Origin of the sequence: Stenotrophomonas sp. VV52 (genome assembly GCF_002893095.1) — a bacterium.
Taxonomy (GTDB): domain Bacteria; phylum Pseudomonadota; class Gammaproteobacteria; order Xanthomonadales; family Xanthomonadaceae; genus Stenotrophomonas; species Stenotrophomonas aracearum.
In genome coordinates this window covers 392,434-410,256 of the sequence record NZ_PKQQ01000001.1, presented here as the reverse complement: position 1 = coordinate 410,256, position 17,823 = coordinate 392,434, and the positions used below count along the sequence as shown (strand labels likewise).

The 17,823-nt window shown below is 67.1% G+C and carries 16 protein-coding genes; 8 read left to right on the top strand and 8 right to left on the bottom strand.

The features are described from left to right. The first annotated feature begins 148 nt into the window (after positions 1–148). From C2U58_RS04325 to lpdA, 3 genes are read left to right on the top strand one after another with little or no spacing between them, the layout of a single operon-like run. Positions 149–2,980, top strand: coding sequence for a 2-oxoglutarate dehydrogenase E1 component (locus C2U58_RS04325; protein WP_102944693.1), 2,832 nt, complete (start codon positions 149–151; stop codon positions 2,978–2,980). Positions 2,981–3,021: 41 nt separating this feature from the next. After that, a complete protein-coding gene (sucB, locus tag C2U58_RS04320; RefSeq protein ID WP_102944692.1) occupies positions 3,022–4,224 on the top strand; it encodes a dihydrolipoyllysine-residue succinyltransferase in 1,203 nt (400 codons plus the stop codon). A gap of 60 nt (positions 4,225–4,284) precedes the next feature. After that, the gene (lpdA, locus tag C2U58_RS04315; RefSeq protein WP_102944691.1) at positions 4,285–5,721 is read left to right on the top strand and encodes a dihydrolipoyl dehydrogenase; all 1,437 of its coding nucleotides are present in this window, start codon (positions 4,285–4,287) and stop codon (positions 5,719–5,721) included. Positions 5,722–5,776: 55 nt separating this feature from the next. Here the strand turns inward: lpdA and C2U58_RS04310 are convergent, their stop codons facing one another. From C2U58_RS04310 to C2U58_RS04285, 6 genes are all read right to left on the bottom strand, one after another. Continuing rightward, a complete protein-coding gene (locus tag C2U58_RS04310; RefSeq protein WP_102944690.1) occupies positions 5,777–5,992 on the bottom strand; it encodes a hypothetical protein in 216 nt (71 codons plus the stop codon). Between the two features lie 102 nt (positions 5,993–6,094). Continuing rightward, the gene (locus C2U58_RS04305) at positions 6,095–7,519 is read right to left on the bottom strand and encodes a replicative DNA helicase (RefSeq protein WP_102944689.1); all 1,425 of its coding nucleotides are present in this window, start codon (positions 7,517–7,519) and stop codon (positions 6,095–6,097) included. Between the two features lie 202 nt (positions 7,520–7,721). Continuing rightward, entirely contained in the window at positions 7,722–8,282 is a 561-nt protein-coding gene (locus C2U58_RS04300) for an NAD(P)H-dependent oxidoreductase (RefSeq protein ID WP_102944688.1), read from the bottom strand. A 153-nt stretch (positions 8,283–8,435) separates the two neighbouring features. Then, positions 8,436–10,379, bottom strand: a complete 1,944-nt coding sequence (asnB, locus tag C2U58_RS04295; protein WP_102944687.1) for an asparagine synthase (glutamine-hydrolyzing) — start codon at positions 10,377–10,379, stop codon at positions 8,436–8,438. Between the two features lie 3 nt (positions 10,380–10,382). Continuing rightward, positions 10,383–12,662, bottom strand: coding sequence for a thiamine pyrophosphate-dependent enzyme (locus tag C2U58_RS04290; RefSeq protein WP_102944686.1), 2,280 nt, complete (start codon positions 12,660–12,662; stop codon positions 10,383–10,385). Between the two features lie 149 nt (positions 12,663–12,811). Beyond that, positions 12,812–13,636 (bottom strand): glycine zipper 2TM domain-containing protein, encoded by an 825-nt coding sequence (locus C2U58_RS04285; protein WP_102944685.1) that lies wholly within the window; start codon positions 13,634–13,636, stop codon positions 12,812–12,814. Positions 13,637–13,799: 163 nt separating this feature from the next. On the opposite strand from C2U58_RS04285, the gene C2U58_RS04280 reads away from it, so the two are divergent. Together C2U58_RS04280 and C2U58_RS04275 are read left to right on the top strand one after the other, a co-directional pair. Then, positions 13,800–14,021: a DUF6116 family protein gene (locus tag C2U58_RS04280; protein ID WP_102944684.1), complete on the top strand. Its 222-nt coding sequence runs from the start codon at positions 13,800–13,802 to the stop codon at positions 14,019–14,021. Then, entirely contained in the window at positions 14,018–14,800 is a 783-nt protein-coding gene (locus C2U58_RS04275; protein ID WP_102944683.1) for a TatD family hydrolase, read from the top strand. Before C2U58_RS04280 ends, C2U58_RS04275 begins: the two co-directional genes overlap by 4 nt. An 87-nt stretch (positions 14,801–14,887) precedes the next feature. Here C2U58_RS04275 and C2U58_RS04270 read toward each other — a convergent pair whose 3' ends face one another. Beyond that, a complete protein-coding gene (locus C2U58_RS04270) occupies positions 14,888–15,688 on the bottom strand; it encodes a tRNA threonylcarbamoyladenosine dehydratase (RefSeq protein WP_102945011.1) in 801 nt (266 codons plus the stop codon). Between the two features lie 92 nt (positions 15,689–15,780). On the opposite strand from C2U58_RS04270, the gene C2U58_RS04265 reads away from it, so the two are divergent. Continuing rightward, positions 15,781–16,212, top strand: coding sequence for a cytochrome c (locus C2U58_RS04265; protein ID WP_102944682.1), 432 nt, complete (start codon positions 15,781–15,783; stop codon positions 16,210–16,212). Between the two features lie 95 nt (positions 16,213–16,307). Next, positions 16,308–16,802: a glycine zipper 2TM domain-containing protein gene (locus C2U58_RS04260; RefSeq protein WP_102944681.1), complete on the top strand. Its 495-nt coding sequence runs from the start codon at positions 16,308–16,310 to the stop codon at positions 16,800–16,802. A gap of 87 nt (positions 16,803–16,889) precedes the next feature. Here C2U58_RS04260 and C2U58_RS04255 read toward each other — a convergent pair whose 3' ends face one another. Next, the gene (locus tag C2U58_RS04255) at positions 16,890–17,099 is read right to left on the bottom strand and encodes a cold-shock protein (protein WP_070208491.1); all 210 of its coding nucleotides are present in this window, start codon (positions 17,097–17,099) and stop codon (positions 16,890–16,892) included. 236 nt (positions 17,100–17,335) lie between these two features. Here C2U58_RS04255 and C2U58_RS04250 point away from each other — a divergent pair, with 236 nt between their 5' ends. Further along, positions 17,336–17,821 (top strand): DUF456 family protein, encoded by a 486-nt coding sequence (locus tag C2U58_RS04250; protein WP_102944680.1) that lies wholly within the window; start codon positions 17,336–17,338, stop codon positions 17,819–17,821. The last annotated feature ends 2 nt before the right edge of the window (positions 17,822–17,823 follow it).

Sequence of the window (17,823 nt, the reverse complement as noted above, 5' to 3'; positions counted from 1 at the left end):
CCGCAGGCCCGCCACGGGCCGTCGTGGTGCCCCTTCGTGTCCCGATGGGGGTACAATTTGGCCCGTTAGATACCGCCCGTGCAGGGCTATTCATCTTCCCTGCCGGATCATCGAAGCCCTACCCCACAAGCGAATCCGACCCTCCATCGTGGACAATCTACTGAAGCAGTTTGCGCAGTCTTCGCAGCTCGCCGGCGGCAACGCCTCCTATATCGAGGATCTGTACGAGCAGTACCTCGTTTCTCCGGACAGTGTCGATCCCAAATGGAAGACCTACTTCGACGGCTTCAAGGGCCGCGAAGCCGGTGACATTCCGCACTCGGCCGTCATCGCCCACATCGCCGACGCCGCCAAAAACGCGGTCAAGGGCGGCGGCAACTCCGGTGCCAGCGACGAACGCGAGCGCAATGTCGGTCGTCTGATCACCGCGTACCGTTCGCGCGGCCACCTCGACGCCCGCCTGGACCCGCTGGGCCTGGCCCAGGCCGTGAATTCGCCGGACCTGGACCTGCCGTTCCACAGCCTGTCCGAAGGCGACCTCAACGCCGAGTTCAGCACCGGCGGTGTCGGTGGCCAACCGCGCATGAAGCTGCGCGACCTGCTCGCCCGCCTCAAGAAGACCTACACCGGCTCGATCGGTGCGGAATTCATGCACATCTCCGAGGTCGAGCAGCGCCAGTGGCTGTACCAGCGCCTGGAACTGGCCGGTGGCAACTACAGCCTGGACGCTGACACCCAGCGCCGCACGCTGGAGCGCCTGACCGCCGCCGAAGGCCTGGAACGCTACCTGCACACCAAGTACGTCGGCCAGAAGCGCTTCTCGCTGGAAGGCGGCGACTCGCTGATCCCGATGATGGACACCATCATCCGTGACGCCGGCAAGGACGGGGTCAAGGACGTGGTGATCGGCATGGCCCACCGCGGCCGCCTCAACGTGCTGGTCAACACCCTCGGCAAGAACCCGCGCAAGCTGTTCGACGAGTTCGAAGGCAAGTTCGAACACGACGAGCACGCCTCGGCCGGCGACGTGAAGTACCACATGGGCTTCTCGGCCGACGTGGCCACCGACGGTGGCCCGGTCCACCTGGCGCTGGCGTTCAACCCGTCGCACCTGGAAATCGCCGACCCGGTCGTGGCCGGTTCCGTGCGTTCGCGCCAGGAGCGCCGCAAGGACACCGCCCGCAAGCAGGTCATGCCGATCCTCATCCACGGCGACGCGGCCTTCTCCGGCCAGGGCGTGGTCATGGAGCTGTTCCAGATGTCGCAGGCCCGCGGCTTTGCCGTCGGCGGCACCGTGCACATCGTGGTCAACAACCAGGTCGGTTTCACCACCTCCAACCCGGAAGACACCCGTTCGACCCGTTACGCCACCGACGTCGCCAAGATGATCGCCGCGCCGGTGCTGCACGTGAACGGCGACGATCCGGAAGCCGTGGTGTTTGCTTCGAAGCTGGCCTTCGAGTTCCGCCAGCGCTTCGCCAAGGACGTGGTCATCGACCTGATGTGCTACCGCCGTTGGGGCCATAACGAAGCCGACGAACCGGCGATCACCCAGCCGCTGATGTACCAGGTGATCCGCAAGCACCAGACCACCCGCGAGCTGTACGCCGCGCAGCTGGAACAGGCCGGCGTGATCGCCGCCGGTGCCGGCAAGGCGATGGTCGATGCCTACCGCGAGAAGCTGGACGCCGGCGAAGTCACCACCGAACTGGCCAAGGTCGAAAAGACTCCGCCGAGCAGCGCGCTGTTCGTCGACTGGCCCAAGCTGCTGGAAGGCAAGCTGTCCGACCCGGTCTCGACCAAGGTCGACCCGGCCAAGCTGAAGGCGCTGGCCGAGCTGATCAACACCGTGCCGGCCGAAGTGGAACTGCACTCGCGCGTGGCCAAGGTCTATGACGACCGCCGCAAGATGGCCGCTGGCGAAATCCCGGGCGACTGGGGCTTTGCCGAGAACCTGGCCTACGCCACCCTGCTCGACGAAGGCCACGCGCTGCGCCTGGTCGGCCAGGACGTGGGCCGCGGTACGTTCACCCACCGCCACGCGATCCTGCACGACCAGAAGACCGACAACTACTACCTGCCGCTGCGGCAGCTGGTGGACTCCCCGGAGAAGGCCAGCATCATCGACTCGCTGCTCAGCGAAGAAGCGGTGATGGCCTATGAGTACGGCTTCTCGACCACCGATCCCAACACCCTGTGCATCTGGGAAGGCCAGTTCGGCGACTTCGCCAACGGCGCCCAGGTGGTGATCGACCAGTTCATCGCCGCCGGCGAAGCCAAGTGGGGCCGCATCACCGGCCTGACCCTGCTGCTGCCGCATGGCTATGAAGGCCAAGGCCCGGAACACAGCTCGGCGCGCCTGGAGCGCTTCCTGCAGCTGTGCGCGCTGGAGAACATGCTGGTGGTGGTGCCGTCGACCCCGGCGCAGGCCTTCCACATGCTGCGTCGCCAGCTGCACCTGACCACCCGCAAGCCGCTGGTGGTGATGTCGCCCAAGTCGCTGCTGCGCCACAAGCTGGCCGTGTCGAGCCTGGACGAGCTGGCCAACGGCGAGTTCCAGCACCTGATCGGCGACGCCAACGCAGACGCCAAGAAGGTCAAGCGCGTGGTGCTGTGCTCGGGCAAGGTCTACTACGACCTGCTCGAAGACCAGACCAAGCGCGGCCAGGACGACGTGGCGATCATCCGCGTGGAACAGCTGTACCCGTTCCCGCGTGCGCTGCTGGCCGCCGAACTGAAGAAGTACGGCAAGGCCACCGACGTGGTGTGGACGCAGGAAGAACCGCAGAACCAGGGTGCGTGGTACCAGATCCGCCACCACCTGCAGTTCTGCCTGGCCGATGGCCAGAACCTGCACTACGCCGGTCGCGCGCGTTCGGCCTCCCCGGCCGCCGGTCACATGGCCGACCACATCATCGAACAGCAGAAGCTGGTCGCCGATGCACTGGTCAACCCGTTCAACGACGCGGTCGCTGAATAACTTTCCCTCATTCCAGAAAAGACAAACCAGGAAGCCCCCGCATGGCCACCGAAGTCAAAGCCCCGGTACTGCCCGAATCCGTCGCCGACGGCACCATCGCCACCTGGCACAAGAAGGTTGGCGACGCCGTCAAGCGCGACGAAAACCTGCTCGACCTGGAAACCGACAAGGTCGTCCTGGAAGTGCCGTCGCCGGTTGATGGCGTGCTGAAGGAAATCAAGTTCGAAGTGGGCGCCACCGTGACCTCCAGCCAGGTCGTGGCGGTGATCGAGGAAGGCGCCGTGGCTGCCGCCCCGGCCCCGGCCGCTGAAGCCCCGAAGGCCGAAGCCGCTGCCCCGGCCGCTGCTGCGCCGGCGGCTGCCGCTGCCCCGGCACCGGCCTCGAAGTCGGCTGCCGACGCGCTGCCCCCGGGCGCGCGTTTCAGCGCCATCACCGAAAACGTGAACCCGGCCGACGTCGACGGCACCGGCCGTCGCGGCGCGGTGACCAAGGAAGACATCGTCAACTTCGCCCGCAACGGCGGCGCCGGCAAGTCCGGTGGTGCCCGTCCGGAAGAACGCGTGCCGATGACCCGCATCCGTAAGCGCATCGCCGAACGCCTGATGGAGTCCAAGAACTCCACCGCCATGCTGACCACCTTCAACGAAGTCGACCTGTCCAAGGTGTCGGCCGCGCGCAAGGACCTGCAGGACGAGTTCGTCAAGGCGCACGGCATCAAGCTGGGCTTCATGAGCTTCTTCGTGAAGGCTGCCGCCAACGCGCTGCAGCGCTTCCCGCTGGTCAACGCCTCGATCGACGGCGACGACATCATCTACCACGGCTACTCGGACATCTCGATCGCCGTGTCGACCGAGAAGGGCCTGGTCACGCCGGTACTGCGCAACGTCGAGCGCATGTCGTTCGCCGACATCGAAAAGACCATCGCCGACTACGCCAAGAAGGCCCGTGACGGCAAGCTGAGCCTGGAAGAACTGCAGGGCGGCACCTTCACCGTGACCAACGGCGGCACCTTCGGTTCGCTGCTGTCCACCCCGATCATCAACCCGCCGCAGAGCGCCATCCTGGGCATGCACGCGATCAAGGAACGTCCGATCGCGCAGAACGGCCAGGTCGTGATCGCGCCGATGATGTACCTCGCGATGTCCTACGACCACCGCATCATCGACGGCAAGGATTCGGTGCAGTTCCTGGTGGACATCAAGAACCAGCTGGAAAACCCGGGCCGCATGCTGTTCGGCCTGTAAGACCTCCCGCCCCTCCGCGACCGCGCGGAGGGGTTCTGGTAAAGCATCAAGGAATTTTCAATGGCTGAACAATTCGACGTTGTCGTCATCGGTGCCGGCCCGGCCGGTTACCACGCCGCCATCCGCGCCGCGCAGCTGGGCCTGAAGACGGCCTGCATCGACGCTGCCCTGGGCAAGGATGGCAAGCCGGCACTGGGCGGTACCTGCCTGCGCGTGGGTTGCATTCCGTCCAAGGCGCTGCTGGACTCCTCGCGCCAGTTCTGGAACATGGGCCACATCTTTGGCGACCATGGCATCAGCTTCAAGGATGCCAAGATGGACGTCGAGGCGATGGTTGGCCGCAAGGACAAGATCGTCAAGCAGTTCACTGGTGGCATCGCCATGCTGTTCAAGGCGAACAAGGTCGCTGCGTACTACGGCTTCGGTGAACTGCAGCCGGGCAACGTGGTCAAGGTCACCCAGCACGACGGCGAAGTAGTTGAGCTCAAGGGCACCAACGTGATCATCGCCGCCGGTTCGGACTCGATCGAACTGCCGTTCGCCAAGTTCGACGGCGAGACCATCGTCGACAACGTCGGCGGCCTGGACTTCACCGAAGTGCCGGCCCGCCTGGCGGTGATCGGTGCCGGCGTGATCGGCCTGGAACTGGGCAGCGTGTGGAAGCGCCTGGGTGCGGAAGTGACCATCCTGGAGGCGCTGCCGACCTTCCTGGCCGCTGCCGATGCCGAAGTGGGCAAGGTTGCCGCCAAGGAATTCAAGAAGCAGGGCCTGGACATCCGCCTGGGTGCCAAGGTCTCCAAGGCCGAAGTGACCGGCAAGGGCAAGAAGAAGGAAGTCGCCCTGACCTACACCGACGCCGAAGGCGAAAAGAGCCTGGTGGTGGACAAGCTGCTGGTGGCCGTGGGCCGTCGCGCCGCGACCAAGGGCCTGCTGGCCGAAGGGACCGGCGTCAAGGTCAACGAGCGTGGCCAGATCGAAGTGGACGAGCACTGCCACACCGGCGTCAACGGCGTGTGGGCGGTCGGCGACTGCGTGCGCGGCCCGATGCTGGCGCACAAGGGCTTCGAGGAAGGCATCGCGGTGGCCGAGCTGATCGCGGGCCTGCCGGGCCACGTCAACATGGACACCATTCCGTGGGTCATCTACACCGAGCCGGAGCTGGCCTGGGTCGGCAAGACCGAAGAGCAGCTCAAGGCCGAAGGCATTCCATACAAGGCCGGCAGCTTCCCGTTCGCCGCCAACGGCCGTGCCGTGGCGATGATCGAACCGGCCGGTTTCGTGAAGGTGCTGGCGCACGCTGAAACCGACCGCATCCTCGGCATGCACCTGGTCGGCGCAAACGTGTCCGAACTGGTCCACGAAGGCGTGCTGACCATGGAGTTCAGCGGCTCGGCCGACGACCTGGCCCGCATCTGCCACGCGCACCCGTCGCTGTCGGAAGTGGTCCACGACGCCGCCATGGCCGTGAGCAAGCGCGCCATCCACAAGGCCAACTGACCGGCCCTGGCGTGACGCAACGAAAAACCCCGCCTTGGCGGGGTTTTTTTGTGGGTTACGCAGCGACGGGGCGACCGCTGCCGAGCAGGCGTGCGGGCAACATCAGTACCGCACCGAGGAAGGCGAACAGCGCCGAGAACGTGATCCCCACCAGTCGGAACGGCAGGCTCAGCAGCCACACGAACGGCCAGGCCAGCAGGGCCAGGATCGCCAGCGGCCAGCACAGCACGAACAGCAGGCACCACACGCCGAGCGCGAACAGGGTCTTCATGACGGTCTCCAGGCGGCACCTTGCCGCGTGGGACCAGCGTGCCGCCCTGCCCCACCCGGTTCAACCGGTTTGCGACGAAACGCCGGATTCGCCGACGAACCCTTATTCGAACGACCCCACCGAATCGTGCGACAGGTTGTCGAAGCGGGTGTACTCGCCGAAGAACTTGAGCTTGCACGAGCCGGTCGGGCCGCCTCGGTGCTTGCCGATGATGATCTCGGCCAGGCCCTTGTCCGGGGAATTTTCCTTGTTGTAGTAGTCGTCGCGGTAGATGAACACGATCATGTCCGCGTCCTGCTCGATTGCGCCGGATTCGCGAAGGTCGGCCATCACCGGGCGCTTGTCGGTTCGCGTTTCCAGCGAGCGGTTAAGCTGGGAGAGCGCGATCACCGGTACGTTGAGTTCCTTGGCCAGGCCCTTGAGCGAGCGCGAGATTTCCGAGATTTCGGTCGCGCGGTTCTCGCTGTTGCCCGGCACGCTCATCAGCTGCAGGTAGTCGATCACGATCAGCCCGAGGTCGTGCTCGCGCTTGAGGCGGCGGCACTTGGAACGCAGGATCTCCGGCGACACACCCGGGGTGTCGTCGATGAAGATCTTGGTTTCCTTCAGCATGCGGATCGCGCCGGTGACGCGGCTCCAGTCCTCGTCCTCCAGCTGGCCGGTACGCAGGCGCTGCGCGTTGATGCGGCCGTTGGAGGAAATCAGGCGCATCGCCAGCTGCGAGGCCGACATTTCCATCGAGAACACCGCCACGCCCTTCTTGGACTTGATCGCGGCGTATTCGGCGATGTTCAGTGCGAAGGTGGTCTTGCCCATGGCCGGACGCGCGGCCAGGATGATCAGGTCGGTCGGCTGCAGGCCCGAGGTCATCGCGTCGAAGTCGGCGTAGCCGGTCGGCAGGCCGGTGATGTTGCCGCCGTTCTCGAAGCGGTTGCGCAGCTCTTCGAAGGCGTCCTTCAGCGCGCCGGGCATCGCCACGAAATCGGTGCGGCCGCGGGCACCCTGCTCGGCAATGGCGAACACCGACTTTTCCGCCGCCGACAGCAGCTCGCTGCTCTCACGGCCCTCGGGCTGGAAACCGTCGTTGACGATGTCGGTACCGACCTGGATCAGCTGGCGCAGCACCGCCTTGTCGCGCACGATCTCCGCGTAGGCGGCGATGTTGGCGGCGGACGGCGTGGTGCTGGCCAGTTCGATCAGGTAGGCGCCGTCGCCGACCAGGTCCATCTTGCCCTGCGACTCGAACCACTCGCCCAGGGTCACCGCGTCGAACGGGCGGTCGCGTTCGGACAGCTCGCGGATCGCGCGGTAGATGGTCTGGTGGTCGCGCCGGTAGAAGTCGGTTTCGGTCAGCTGGTCGTTGACCCGGTCGTAGCTTTCCGGGGCCAGCATCAGGCCGCCCAGCACCGCCTGTTCGGCCTCGATCGAATGCGGCGGCACGCGCAGCGCGTCGATGCGCATCTCGTCGCGATCGAAGCGGTCACCGCGGTCTTTGCGGTCGGAACGGAAGCCGGAGCGGGCGGACATGGGTCGGGGTACTTCCTGCGACGGGAACGTGGGACATGGTAGGCACGGCAGGGCCGCCACAGCCAGAGCAAACCCTGTGGATAAGCAGTGGACGGGCTGGGTACAACCGGGTCAGGACGTTCTGGACCCGCAGGCTGCCGGCCGTAAGGCCAGGCGCAACAGTGCGGTCGCGCCGGCCGCCATTATCGCAGAACCACCCTGCTCAATGCTGACCGCCGTGGGTGGCGATCCAGGCCAGGAACTTGTCCATGTATGCCTGCAGGAAGTCGCGGGTGCCTTCGTTGCTGATCGCGCCGTGCTCGTCGATCAGGCCTTCCTTGAAGTGGATGAACGCCTCCGGCTGCCCCAGCACCGGCATGTCCAGGTAGGCCAGCACGTTGCGCAGGTGCTGCTGGGCCAGTGCGGTGCCGATCGCGCCGATGGAGGCACCGATCACCGCTGCGGGCTTGCCGGCGAAGGCACTGTGGCCGTAGGGACGCGAGCCCAGGTCGATGGCGTTCTTGAGCACGCCGGGGATCGAGCGGTTGTACTCGGGGGTGACGAACAGGACCGCGTCGGCCTTGCGGATCTGGTCCTTCAGGCGCAGGCCTTCGGCCGGATAATCCTTGTCGAAGTCCTGGTTGTAGAGCGGCAGATTGCCGATCTGCACGTACGTGAAGGTCGCCTTGCCGGCGACCAGTTTTTCCAGCGCGTGGGCCAGCGCCTGGTTGTGCGAGCCCTTGCGCAGGCTGCCGACGAGGACGGCGATGGTGGGGTTGGCCATGGGTGTCTCCGTTCGAAGGGGAACGGTCAGCGTATGGCGGGGTGGCGTTGGATGTGGTGAAGGTAGGGGGCCTGCGTGGCCAGCGTTCCCAAGGACACGCATGGCGTGTCGCTACGCGTAGAGACACGCCATGCGTGTCCCACGCCATGCCCGTCACGCGCGCGAAACCCCCGCCCTCACCTGCTTCCAATGCGCCTGCCAGGCCTGGAACATCAACACGTTCCACAGGTGCGTGTGCCACTTGCGCTCGCCGTTCTTGAACTGCGCCCACAGCGGCGCCACCGCGTCCACGTTGAACACGCCTTCGGCAGCCAGCCGCGCCGGGTCCAGCAGTTCATCGGCCCAGCCGCGCAGGTCGCCCTTCAACCAGGCGCTCACCGGCGCGCCGAACCCGCGCTTGGGCCGGTGCACCATGTCCTGCGGCACGTACCGGCCCAGTACCCGCTTGAGCAGGTACTTGCTGACCCCGTCGCGCTGCTTCATGCCCAGCGGCAGCGACCAGGCGAACTCGGCCACGCGCCAGTCCAGCAGCGGCGCGCGTGCTTCCAGGCTGACCGCCATGCTGGTGCGGTCGACCTTGCACAGCAGGTCGTCCGGCAGGTAGGTGCTGAAATCGGCCAGCATCATCGCGTCGGCCGGCGAACCGGCGCCGTGCAGCGGGTCGGCCAGGTCGTAGAAGCTGCCCGCGCCGCGCGCACCGATCACCGCCGCGACCGGGTCGCGCCAGCGCGAAATGCGGTTGCGGTACACATCGCCAATGCCGCGCGCGCCGGTTTCGGCCAGCAGCGCAGCCAGCCCGCCGGTGCGCGAAGACTCGCCCTGGGTGTGCGCATGCGCGGCCATCCAGCGCCGCAGCGGCGCCGGCACCCGACCCAGCATCGTCCAGTTGCGCAGGGCGCGCTGGTAGCGGCTGTAGCCGAAGAACAGCTCATCCCCACCGTCGCCCGACAGCGCCACCGTCACCGCGCTGCGCGCCAGCTTTGCCACCAGTGCGGTGGGTACCTGCGAGGCATCGGCGAAGGGCTCGTCGAACATCGCCGGCAGGTCCGGCACCACCGCCAGCGCGTCGGCGCCGCTGACGTACAGTTCGGTGTGATCCGTGCCCAGGTGCCCGGCCAGCGCCTTGGCCAGCGGCGCTTCGTCGTGGTCGGAGCCTTCGAAGCCGATGCTGAAACTGTGGATCGGACTGGACGACTGCGACTGCATCAGCGCCGCCACCACCGACGAATCGGTGCCGCCGGACAGGAACACCCCGACCGGCACGTCGGCCACCATGCGCAGCCCGACCGCGTCGCGCAGCACCGCGTCGAGCTGGCTTTCGGCCTCGTCGTCGCTGCCCAGGAACGGAAGCGCCAATGCCTGCTGCATGCGCTCGCGCGCATTCCAGAACGGCAGCTGCTGCTGGTCCGGGCGGTGCGCGGCCGCGCCGGCGGCCACCGCCGCCGCATCCAGCCGCAGCACGCGACCCGGCATCAGCTTGAAGCAGCGCTCGTGGATGCAGTGCGGCGCGGGAATGTAGTCCAGCCGCAGCAGCAGGGTCAGCGCGTCGCGGTCGATGTCGTTGTCGAAGTCCGGGTGCTGCCACAGCGCCTTCAGCTCGGAGCCGAACACCAGCGTGTCGCCGGCCCAGCCGTAGTACAGCGGCTTCTTGCCTACGCGGTCGCGGGCCAGCCACAGGCACTGTTCGGCGCGGTCCCACAGAGCGATGGCGAACATGCCGTTGGCCCGCTGGAGGGTGTCGTCGAAGCCCCAGGCGGCGAACGCGGCCAGCAGCACCTCGGTGTCGGAATGACCCCGGAACACGTGGCCCAGGCCCTCCAGCTCCAGCCGCAGCGCGGCGAAGTTGTAGACCTCGCCGTTGTAGGCCAGCACGTAACGGCCGTCGTCGGACGCCATCGGCTGGTGGCCCAGCGGCGAGAGGTCGAGGATGCTCAGGCGGCGGTGCGCGAGCGCGATACCGCTGGCGGCGTCGGCCCACACCCCGCTGTCATCCGGTCCACGGTGCAGCAGGGCATCGCCCATGCGGCGTGCCTGCTGTTCCAACGCGGCCTGCTCCCGTCCCGGGGCGGCCAGCAACATTCCTGCCAGTCCACACATGCGTCAAAGGTCCTGCGCCAACACCCGCGCGGCGCTTACCAGCGCATTGTCGCTTGGAAGCACGCACAATGCTGCCCCCGCCAGCGGCGTGTAGGTGTCGGCGCCGCAGACGCGCTGCAGCGGCAGGTGGCCCAGACCGGCTTCGACCAGTGCGGTGATGACGCCCTCGCCCACCCCGGCGCTGTGCCGGCCTTCGTCGACCACCAGCACCCGGCGCGCGTCGGCCGCCTGTTCGGCGATGAAGCCGGCATTGAGCGGCACCAGCCAGCGCAGGTCGACCACGCGCACCTGCCAGCCCAGTTCGGCCTCGATGCTGCGCACGGCGCGCAGGCTCATCGGCACGCCGTTGCCGTAGGTGAAGATCACCAGGTCGCTGGCCTCGGCCGCGTACACCCGGCCCTCGCCCAGCACCAGCGCCTGGTCGGGTTCGGGGTACGGGAACAGCCACTGGCCATCGCCCGCGGCATGCAGGTCCTTGCTCATGTACAGCGCGATCGGTTCCAGGAACACCGCCACGCGCCCATCGACCCGGGCCAGTGCCGCCAGCGTGCGCAGCATCATTGCGGCATCGTCGCCGCGCGAGGGACAGCCCACCACCAATCCGGGAATGTCGCGCAGCGCGGAGATCGAGTTGTCATTGTGGAAATGCCCGCCGAAGCCCTTCTGATAGCCCAGCCCGGCAATGCGGACCAGCATCGGGTTGCGGTACTGGTCATTGGAGAAGAACTGCAGCGAACAGGCTTCGCCACGCAGCTGGTCGGCGGCGTTGTGCAGGTAGGCCAGGTACTGGATCTCCGGGATCGGCAGCATGCCCAGGTTGGCCAGGCCCTGGGCCATGCCCAGGATCATGGTTTCGTCCAGCAGCGTGTTGAACACCCGGCGCGGACCGAACACTTTCAGCAGGCCCTTGCTGACCGTGTACACGCCGCCCTTCTGCGCCACGTCTTCGCCGAACAGCAGCGCGCTGGGGTATTTGCACAGCAGGTCGTGCAGGGCCTGGTTGATCTGCACCGCCAGGTGGCGCGGCGGTTGCCGTTCGGGCAGCTGCGCGGCGCTGCCGAACGCAGCTTCTCGCGCGGCGGCGTCTGGCACCCGACGGGCCTCGGCATCCACCGCCGCCGGCGTGTACGGCGCGAGCGGCGCCATGATCTCGGCCAGCGTGGCCAGCTTCGGCCGCTGGTCGGCCGCCTCGGCCGCAGCGAAACAGCGCGCGCGCATCGCCTCGTAGCGCTCCAGCAGCTGCGCCGGGGTCATCCAGCCCGACTCCAGCGCGATCCGCGCCGAGCGCACCAGCGGGTCGGCCGCTTCGGCGGCGCACAGCTCCGGCAGCGGGCGCCATTCGATCTCGAAGTCGGTCCCGGCATGGCCCATCAGGCGGGTCGTGCGCAGGTGCAGGAAGGTCGGTCGACGGGTGCGCCGGCAGTGCTCCAGCGCGCGTTGCACCTGCTCGTGGCCGCTGGCCAGGTCCAAGCCATCGGCAAAGAAGTAGTCCAGCCCCGGGCGATGGCGGAAGCTTTCGGCAATCCAGCCCTCGGGGGTCTTCACCGAAATGCCGATGCCGTTGTCTTCGCAGACGAACAGCACCGGCGCCGGCAGCTTCTGGTAAGCGGCCCAGGCGGCCGTGTTGAAGGCGGTCTGCGCGGTGGCATGGTTGGCCGAGGCGTCCCCGAACGAGCAGATCACCACGCTGTCGTCGGGGATCGGCAATGCGTGCCCGATCCGGCGCGCAGTCTCGATGGCCATCGCCGTGCCCAGCGCCTTGGGCAGGTGCGAGGCAATGGTGGAGGTCTGCGGCAGCACCCACAGCGGCTTGCTGCCCCACACCTTGTGGCGGCCGCCGCTGGCGGGGTCGTCGCGGCTGGCCGCGAACGACAGCGCCGCGTCCATCACCGGGTCCATGTCCGGTAGCTGGCGGAAGCGCTCGGCCATGAACGCGCCGGAACGGTAGTGCAGGAACGCCGGATCGGTATGCCGGGCCAGCCGCGCCACCAGCGCGTTGCCTTCGTGGCCGGAGGAGCCGATGGTGTAGAAGACCTTGTTCTGGACGCGCAGCACGCGCGCCATCAGGTCCAGGTGGCGGCTGGCCAGCTGCGATTCGAACAGCGCGTCGAAGCCCTGCGCGTCCAGCGTGCTGCCCGGCAGGATCGGCGCGCCGGGGTCGGGACGCGGCGCGGCGGGGCCGTCCCAGTGCTGCACGAACTCGACGAAGTTGGCGTCGCAGATCTCGGCCCGGTTGAGGCCTCTCATGCGCGCGGGAATCGGATCGGGGACCACGGCCACCATGCACTACCCTCCAGCTGAGCCGAACGGACGGACCGGGCGAGCATGGCGGCAAGCGGTGCGGGTTGCCAAGCGCGGGTGCAGCATGCGGAAACGCAACAGGCCGGCGATGTGCCGGCCTGTTGCGGGGTGTTTCGTTTGCCCGGCCGCCGTTACCGGGTGGTCGTATCCAGGGCGGCGGTCTGGGTGACCAGCTGGCCATCCACCACCGGCAGGCGGTCGCTGGCCGGCTTGTTGGCCATCTTGACCGTCTTTTCGACGCCGTCGTAGCGGTAGGTGACGTTGTAGCCGGTCACCGCGTTGGTGGTGCCCATGGCGATGCGGTTGCCCGGCTTGCTGGCCATGCGCATGGTGCCGGTGGTGCCGTCTTCATTGCGGTAGGTCACGTTGTAGCCGGTGACCTTGCTCGACTCGGAGGTCGCCGTTTCGGTGTGGCACTGGCGCTCGGTGCGGTTGACCACACGGCCACCGACGTGGCGCTTGTCGACCTGGTTGCCGATCATGCCGCCAGCGACGGCGCCGGCCGCGGTGGCCGCCTTGCGGCCGTTGCCGCCGCCGACCTGGTTGCCGAGCAGGCCGCCGATGACCGCACCGGCCACGGTGCCGCCGACGTTGCCGTCGCGCTCGGGCAGGCGCTCCTGCACCACCACATCCTCGCAGACTTCATGCGGGGTCTGGGTGGTGGAGGTCTCGCGCACCGGCTCGGTGCCGATCACGGTGGCGTAGGCCTTTTCCTTCTGGGTCAGCGGATCGACCCTGACCACGTCGGCGTATTCCAGGCGACCGGCCTTGTCCACGGCGAGCTCGTCGGTGCGGGCAGCGTCATCGGCCAGCGGCGTGGTGTCGATGGTCGGGTGGGTCGGATTCGCGGTGACCGGGTCGGCGGAAGTACCGCTCTTCATGAAGGCGGCGGTGGCGATGCCGCCGACCAGCAGGGCGCCTGCGGCGACCAGGGCAGTAGTAGTTGTGCTCTTCATTTCCGTCTCCCTGCGGACGATCCGCAACGTTCTTGATGCGGATTCCAGCATGCCATTGCTGAACGGTATCTCCACATGACGCATACACCGCTGTAACCCATTCAGGTTCTGTGCGAGAGAGGCTCGTGATAGCGTTTACAGCATCTGTCGAGGAGGTCACACAATGCCGGGTCCCCTGCTGCTGCCGGTGATGTCGTGGGCGCAGAAGCTGCGTTATCCCACGCTGTTCAAGGTCACGGCCGCGTTGTTTGCGATTACGTTGTTCATTCCCGACCCGGTGCCGTTCGTGGACGAGATCCTGTTCGGCCTGGGCACGTTGCTGCTGGCCAACTGGAAGCGCCGCAGCGATACCCTGCCCCCGCGCCTGGACCGCCACGACGCGTGAACCTGTTTGACAGCCACTGCCATCTGGACGCCGACGAATTCGACGCGGACCGCGCGCAGGTCATTTCGCGCGCGCAGGCCGCGGGCGTCCACGCGCAGGTACTGCCGGCGGTGACCGCCGCCAGCTGGCCCAAGCTGCGCGAAACCGCCCGGATGGCCGAGGGCCTGTACCCGGCCTATGGCCTGCACCCGGCCTATGGCCTGCACCCGATGTTCCTGGACCAGCACCGGCCAGAGCACCTGGACCAGCTGCGCGAGTGGATCGTCCGCGAGAAACCCTGTGCGGTGGGTGAGTGCGGGCTGGACTTCTACGTGGACGGCCTGGATGCCGAGCAGCAGCAGTTCTACTTCGACGGGCAGCTGCGCATCGCGCGCGAGTTCGACCTGCCGGTGATCGTGCATGCGCGCCGCGCCGTGGATGCGGTAATTGCCGCAATCAAACAGGTAGGCGGGTTGCGCGGGGTGATCCACAGCTTCCCGGGCAGCCCGGAGCAGGCTGCGCAGCTGCACAAGCTGGGCTTCCTGGTCGGCCTGGGCGGCCCGTTGACCTACGACCGCGCCCAGAAGCTGCATCGTGTGGTGGCGCAGCTGCCGCTGGAGCAGCTGCTACTGGAAACGGACGCGCCGGACCAGCCGGATGCGGGCATCCGTGGGCAGCGCAATGAGCCGGCGCGGTTGACGGTGATTGCTGAGACAGTGGCAGGGTTGCGCGGTGAGGCGGTGGAGGCGATCGCGGAACAGACGACCGAGAATGCAAGGCGGTTGTTCGGTCTCGCGTAGCGACACGCCATGCGTGTCCCACGTCGTGCCGGGCATCCCGCGGGACACGCGCGGCGTGTCGCTACGCGGGTACGACGTAGCGCGCGGTTACGCCGTAACCGTTTTTTTCTTCAGCAACATCTCCAGCGCCTTCCCCACCGCCGCGAACGCGAACGCGCCGGTGATGTGCGTCGCCGCCCCCAAGCCCGCCCCACAATCCAGCTTCAACGCCGCGTCCGCCCCCAACTGCGGACGCACCCCACACACAGTCCCATCGGCCTGCGGGTACTTCACGTTCTCCAGCGAGTACACCGCCGGCACGCCGAAGTAGCGCGAGGCGTTCTTCGGAAAGTTGAAGTCGCTGCGCAGCTTCTTGCGGATCAGCGCCAGCATGGCGTCGTGCTCGGTGCGCGAGACGTCACGAATGCGCACCAGGGTCGGGTCGGTGCGCCCACCGGCAGCGCCCACGGTCAGGATCGGCAGCTTGCGGCGGCGGCACCAGGCGATGGTTTCCACCTTGACCCGGAAGCTGTCGCAGGCATCGATCACCAGGTCGAAGTCGCGGTCGAGCAGTTCGACCATGTTGGACACGGTCAGGAACGCGGCAATCGCATCGACCTCGATATCCGGGTTGATCGCGCGGCAGCGCTCGGCCATCGCCTCGGCCTTGTTGCGGCCGTACTGCCCGGCCAGTGCCGGCAGCTGGCGGTTGGTGTTGGAGACGCAGATGTCGTCGGCATCGATCAGGGTCAGGTGGCCCACCGCCGTGCGCGCCAGCGCTTCCACCACCCACGAGCCGACCCCGCCCATGCCGACCACCGCCACCCGGCGGCGCGACAGCTGGTCCACGGTGCCTGCCCCATACAACCGGTCGATTCCGGCAAAGCGTTCGCGCAATACGTCGTTCATGGCGTCCATTTTAGACGGCCCGGGGTCGGCGATGTACGGCCGCCCTGCGCGGCGGGTAGGATGCAGCGAGCCACCCACAAGGACGCCACGCCATGAACACCCCCACCCGCCGCCCGTCTGCCGCCTACCGCTACCTGTTCGTCGCCGGGCTGGGCCTGATCGTGGGCATCGTCGCCACGGTGATGGTCTCGCGTGCGATCCAGGCGCGGCAGGACCCGTTCCCGGACAGCCTGATGCACGTGATGCAGCGCCAGGTCGACCTGCTCGGCGACGCGCAGGCGCAGAACCGCTGCAGCCTGGCCGACAGCGTGCCGCGCCTGCAGACGCTGCGTTCGCTCTCCAACGACATGGACATCGCCTTCCCGGACATGCGCGACAACGCGCAGTTCCAGCAGCACGCCAGTGGCCTGCGCGCGACCCTCAACACTGCCTTGGCGAGCCCGCCCACCGACTGCGCGGCGATGGGCACGCTGGTGGAGAAGATCAAGACCAACTGCCAGGCCTGCCACCAGGATTTCCGCTGATTCATCTGCCAGCCACGATGTGAGGGTCGGATTGGCGCCCTGTTCACGCAGGACCCGACAGGATCGGCGCCATGCGACCCACACGGAGTACCACCATGAAGATCCAACTCATTGCTGCAGCTGCCATCGCGACCCTCGGCCTGGCCGGCTGCGCCACCTCGCCCGGCTATGGCGGGGGCGGCTACAACAGCGGTTACAACAACAGCGGCTACAACAACGGTGGCAACTACAACACCAACCGCTGCGCCGACTGCGGCATCGTGACCCGGATCAACCAGGTAGCCTCGGGCCGCAGCGCGCCGAGCGCGACCGGTGCGATCCTGGGCGGCATCGTGGGCGCGGTGGCCGGCCATGAGATCTCCGACCACACCGGCGGCAGCAAGGGCAACCAGAACGTCGCCGCCGCTGCAGGCGCCGTGGGTGGCGCGTTGGCCGGCAACCAGATCCAGAAGAACGTCACCAGCGACACCTTCGACATCACCGTGCGCATGGACGACGGCCGCACCGTGGTGGTCAACCAGCGCGACCTGGGCGGGATCCGCGAGAACACCTACGTGCGCGTGGTCAACGGCCGGGTGGTCATCCGCTGAGGCCTGGCGTCCGGCCCCTGCTGGAAAGAAGAAGGCCCGCTTGCGCGGGCCTTCTTCGTTACCACGCGTGCGCGGTGGCCGGCCGGATCAGACCGGCTGGACCTTGTCGGCCTGCAGGCCCTTCTGGCCCTGCACGACTTCGAAGCTCACCGACTGGCCTTCCTTGAGGCTCTTGAAACCCTGGGTTTCAATCGCGCGGAAGTGCACGAATACATCTTCACCGTTCTGGCGGCTGATGAAGCCAAAGCCCTTGGCGTCATTGAACCACTTCACAGTACCCTGCTCACGATCAGCCATCTCACTTACTCCCTGGTATCTCTGCTTTGTCGTTGGATACGCCTTTGCGGGCGGCTGACAGCAAGGGGGAAGCGAGGTGCATCGATGGAGCGGATCTGGAAGACCTACCATCATCAGGCCACGATCCACGGTGACCTTGCCAAGCTCAGCGCCTGCAACTTAACCCGGGCAAAATCAAAAAGCAACTGGCATATTCCACAAATGTCAACCCAAATTCGGCAAACATACGGCACAGCATGGACCCTTCATTCATCTTTTACCTGATCGCGGTGCTGCTGGTCCTGGTGGGCATCGCCGGCATCGTGCTGCCTGCCCTGCCCGGCATCCCGCTGGTGTTCACCGGGCTGCTGGTCGCGGCCTGGGGCGACGGCTTCGTGCATGTGGGCTGGGTGCCGCTGACGGTGCTGGGCCTGCTGACCCTGGCCTCGTTCGCGGTGGACGTGATCGCCACCATGGTGGGCGCCAAGCGGGTCGGCGCCAGCAGCAAGGCGCTATGGGGGACCTTCATCGGCAGCATCGTCGGACTGTTCTTCATGCCGATCGGGCTGTTCGTCGGCCCGCTGGCCGGCGCCCTGCTCGGCGAGTACTGGCATACCCGCGAACTCGGCCGCTCGACCAGGGTCGGGCTGGCCACCTGGCTGGGAATCCTGCTCGGGCTTGCGCTGAAGCTGGCGCTGGTGATCACGATGCTGGGCATCTTCGCGTTTGCCTGGTGGTTCTGATG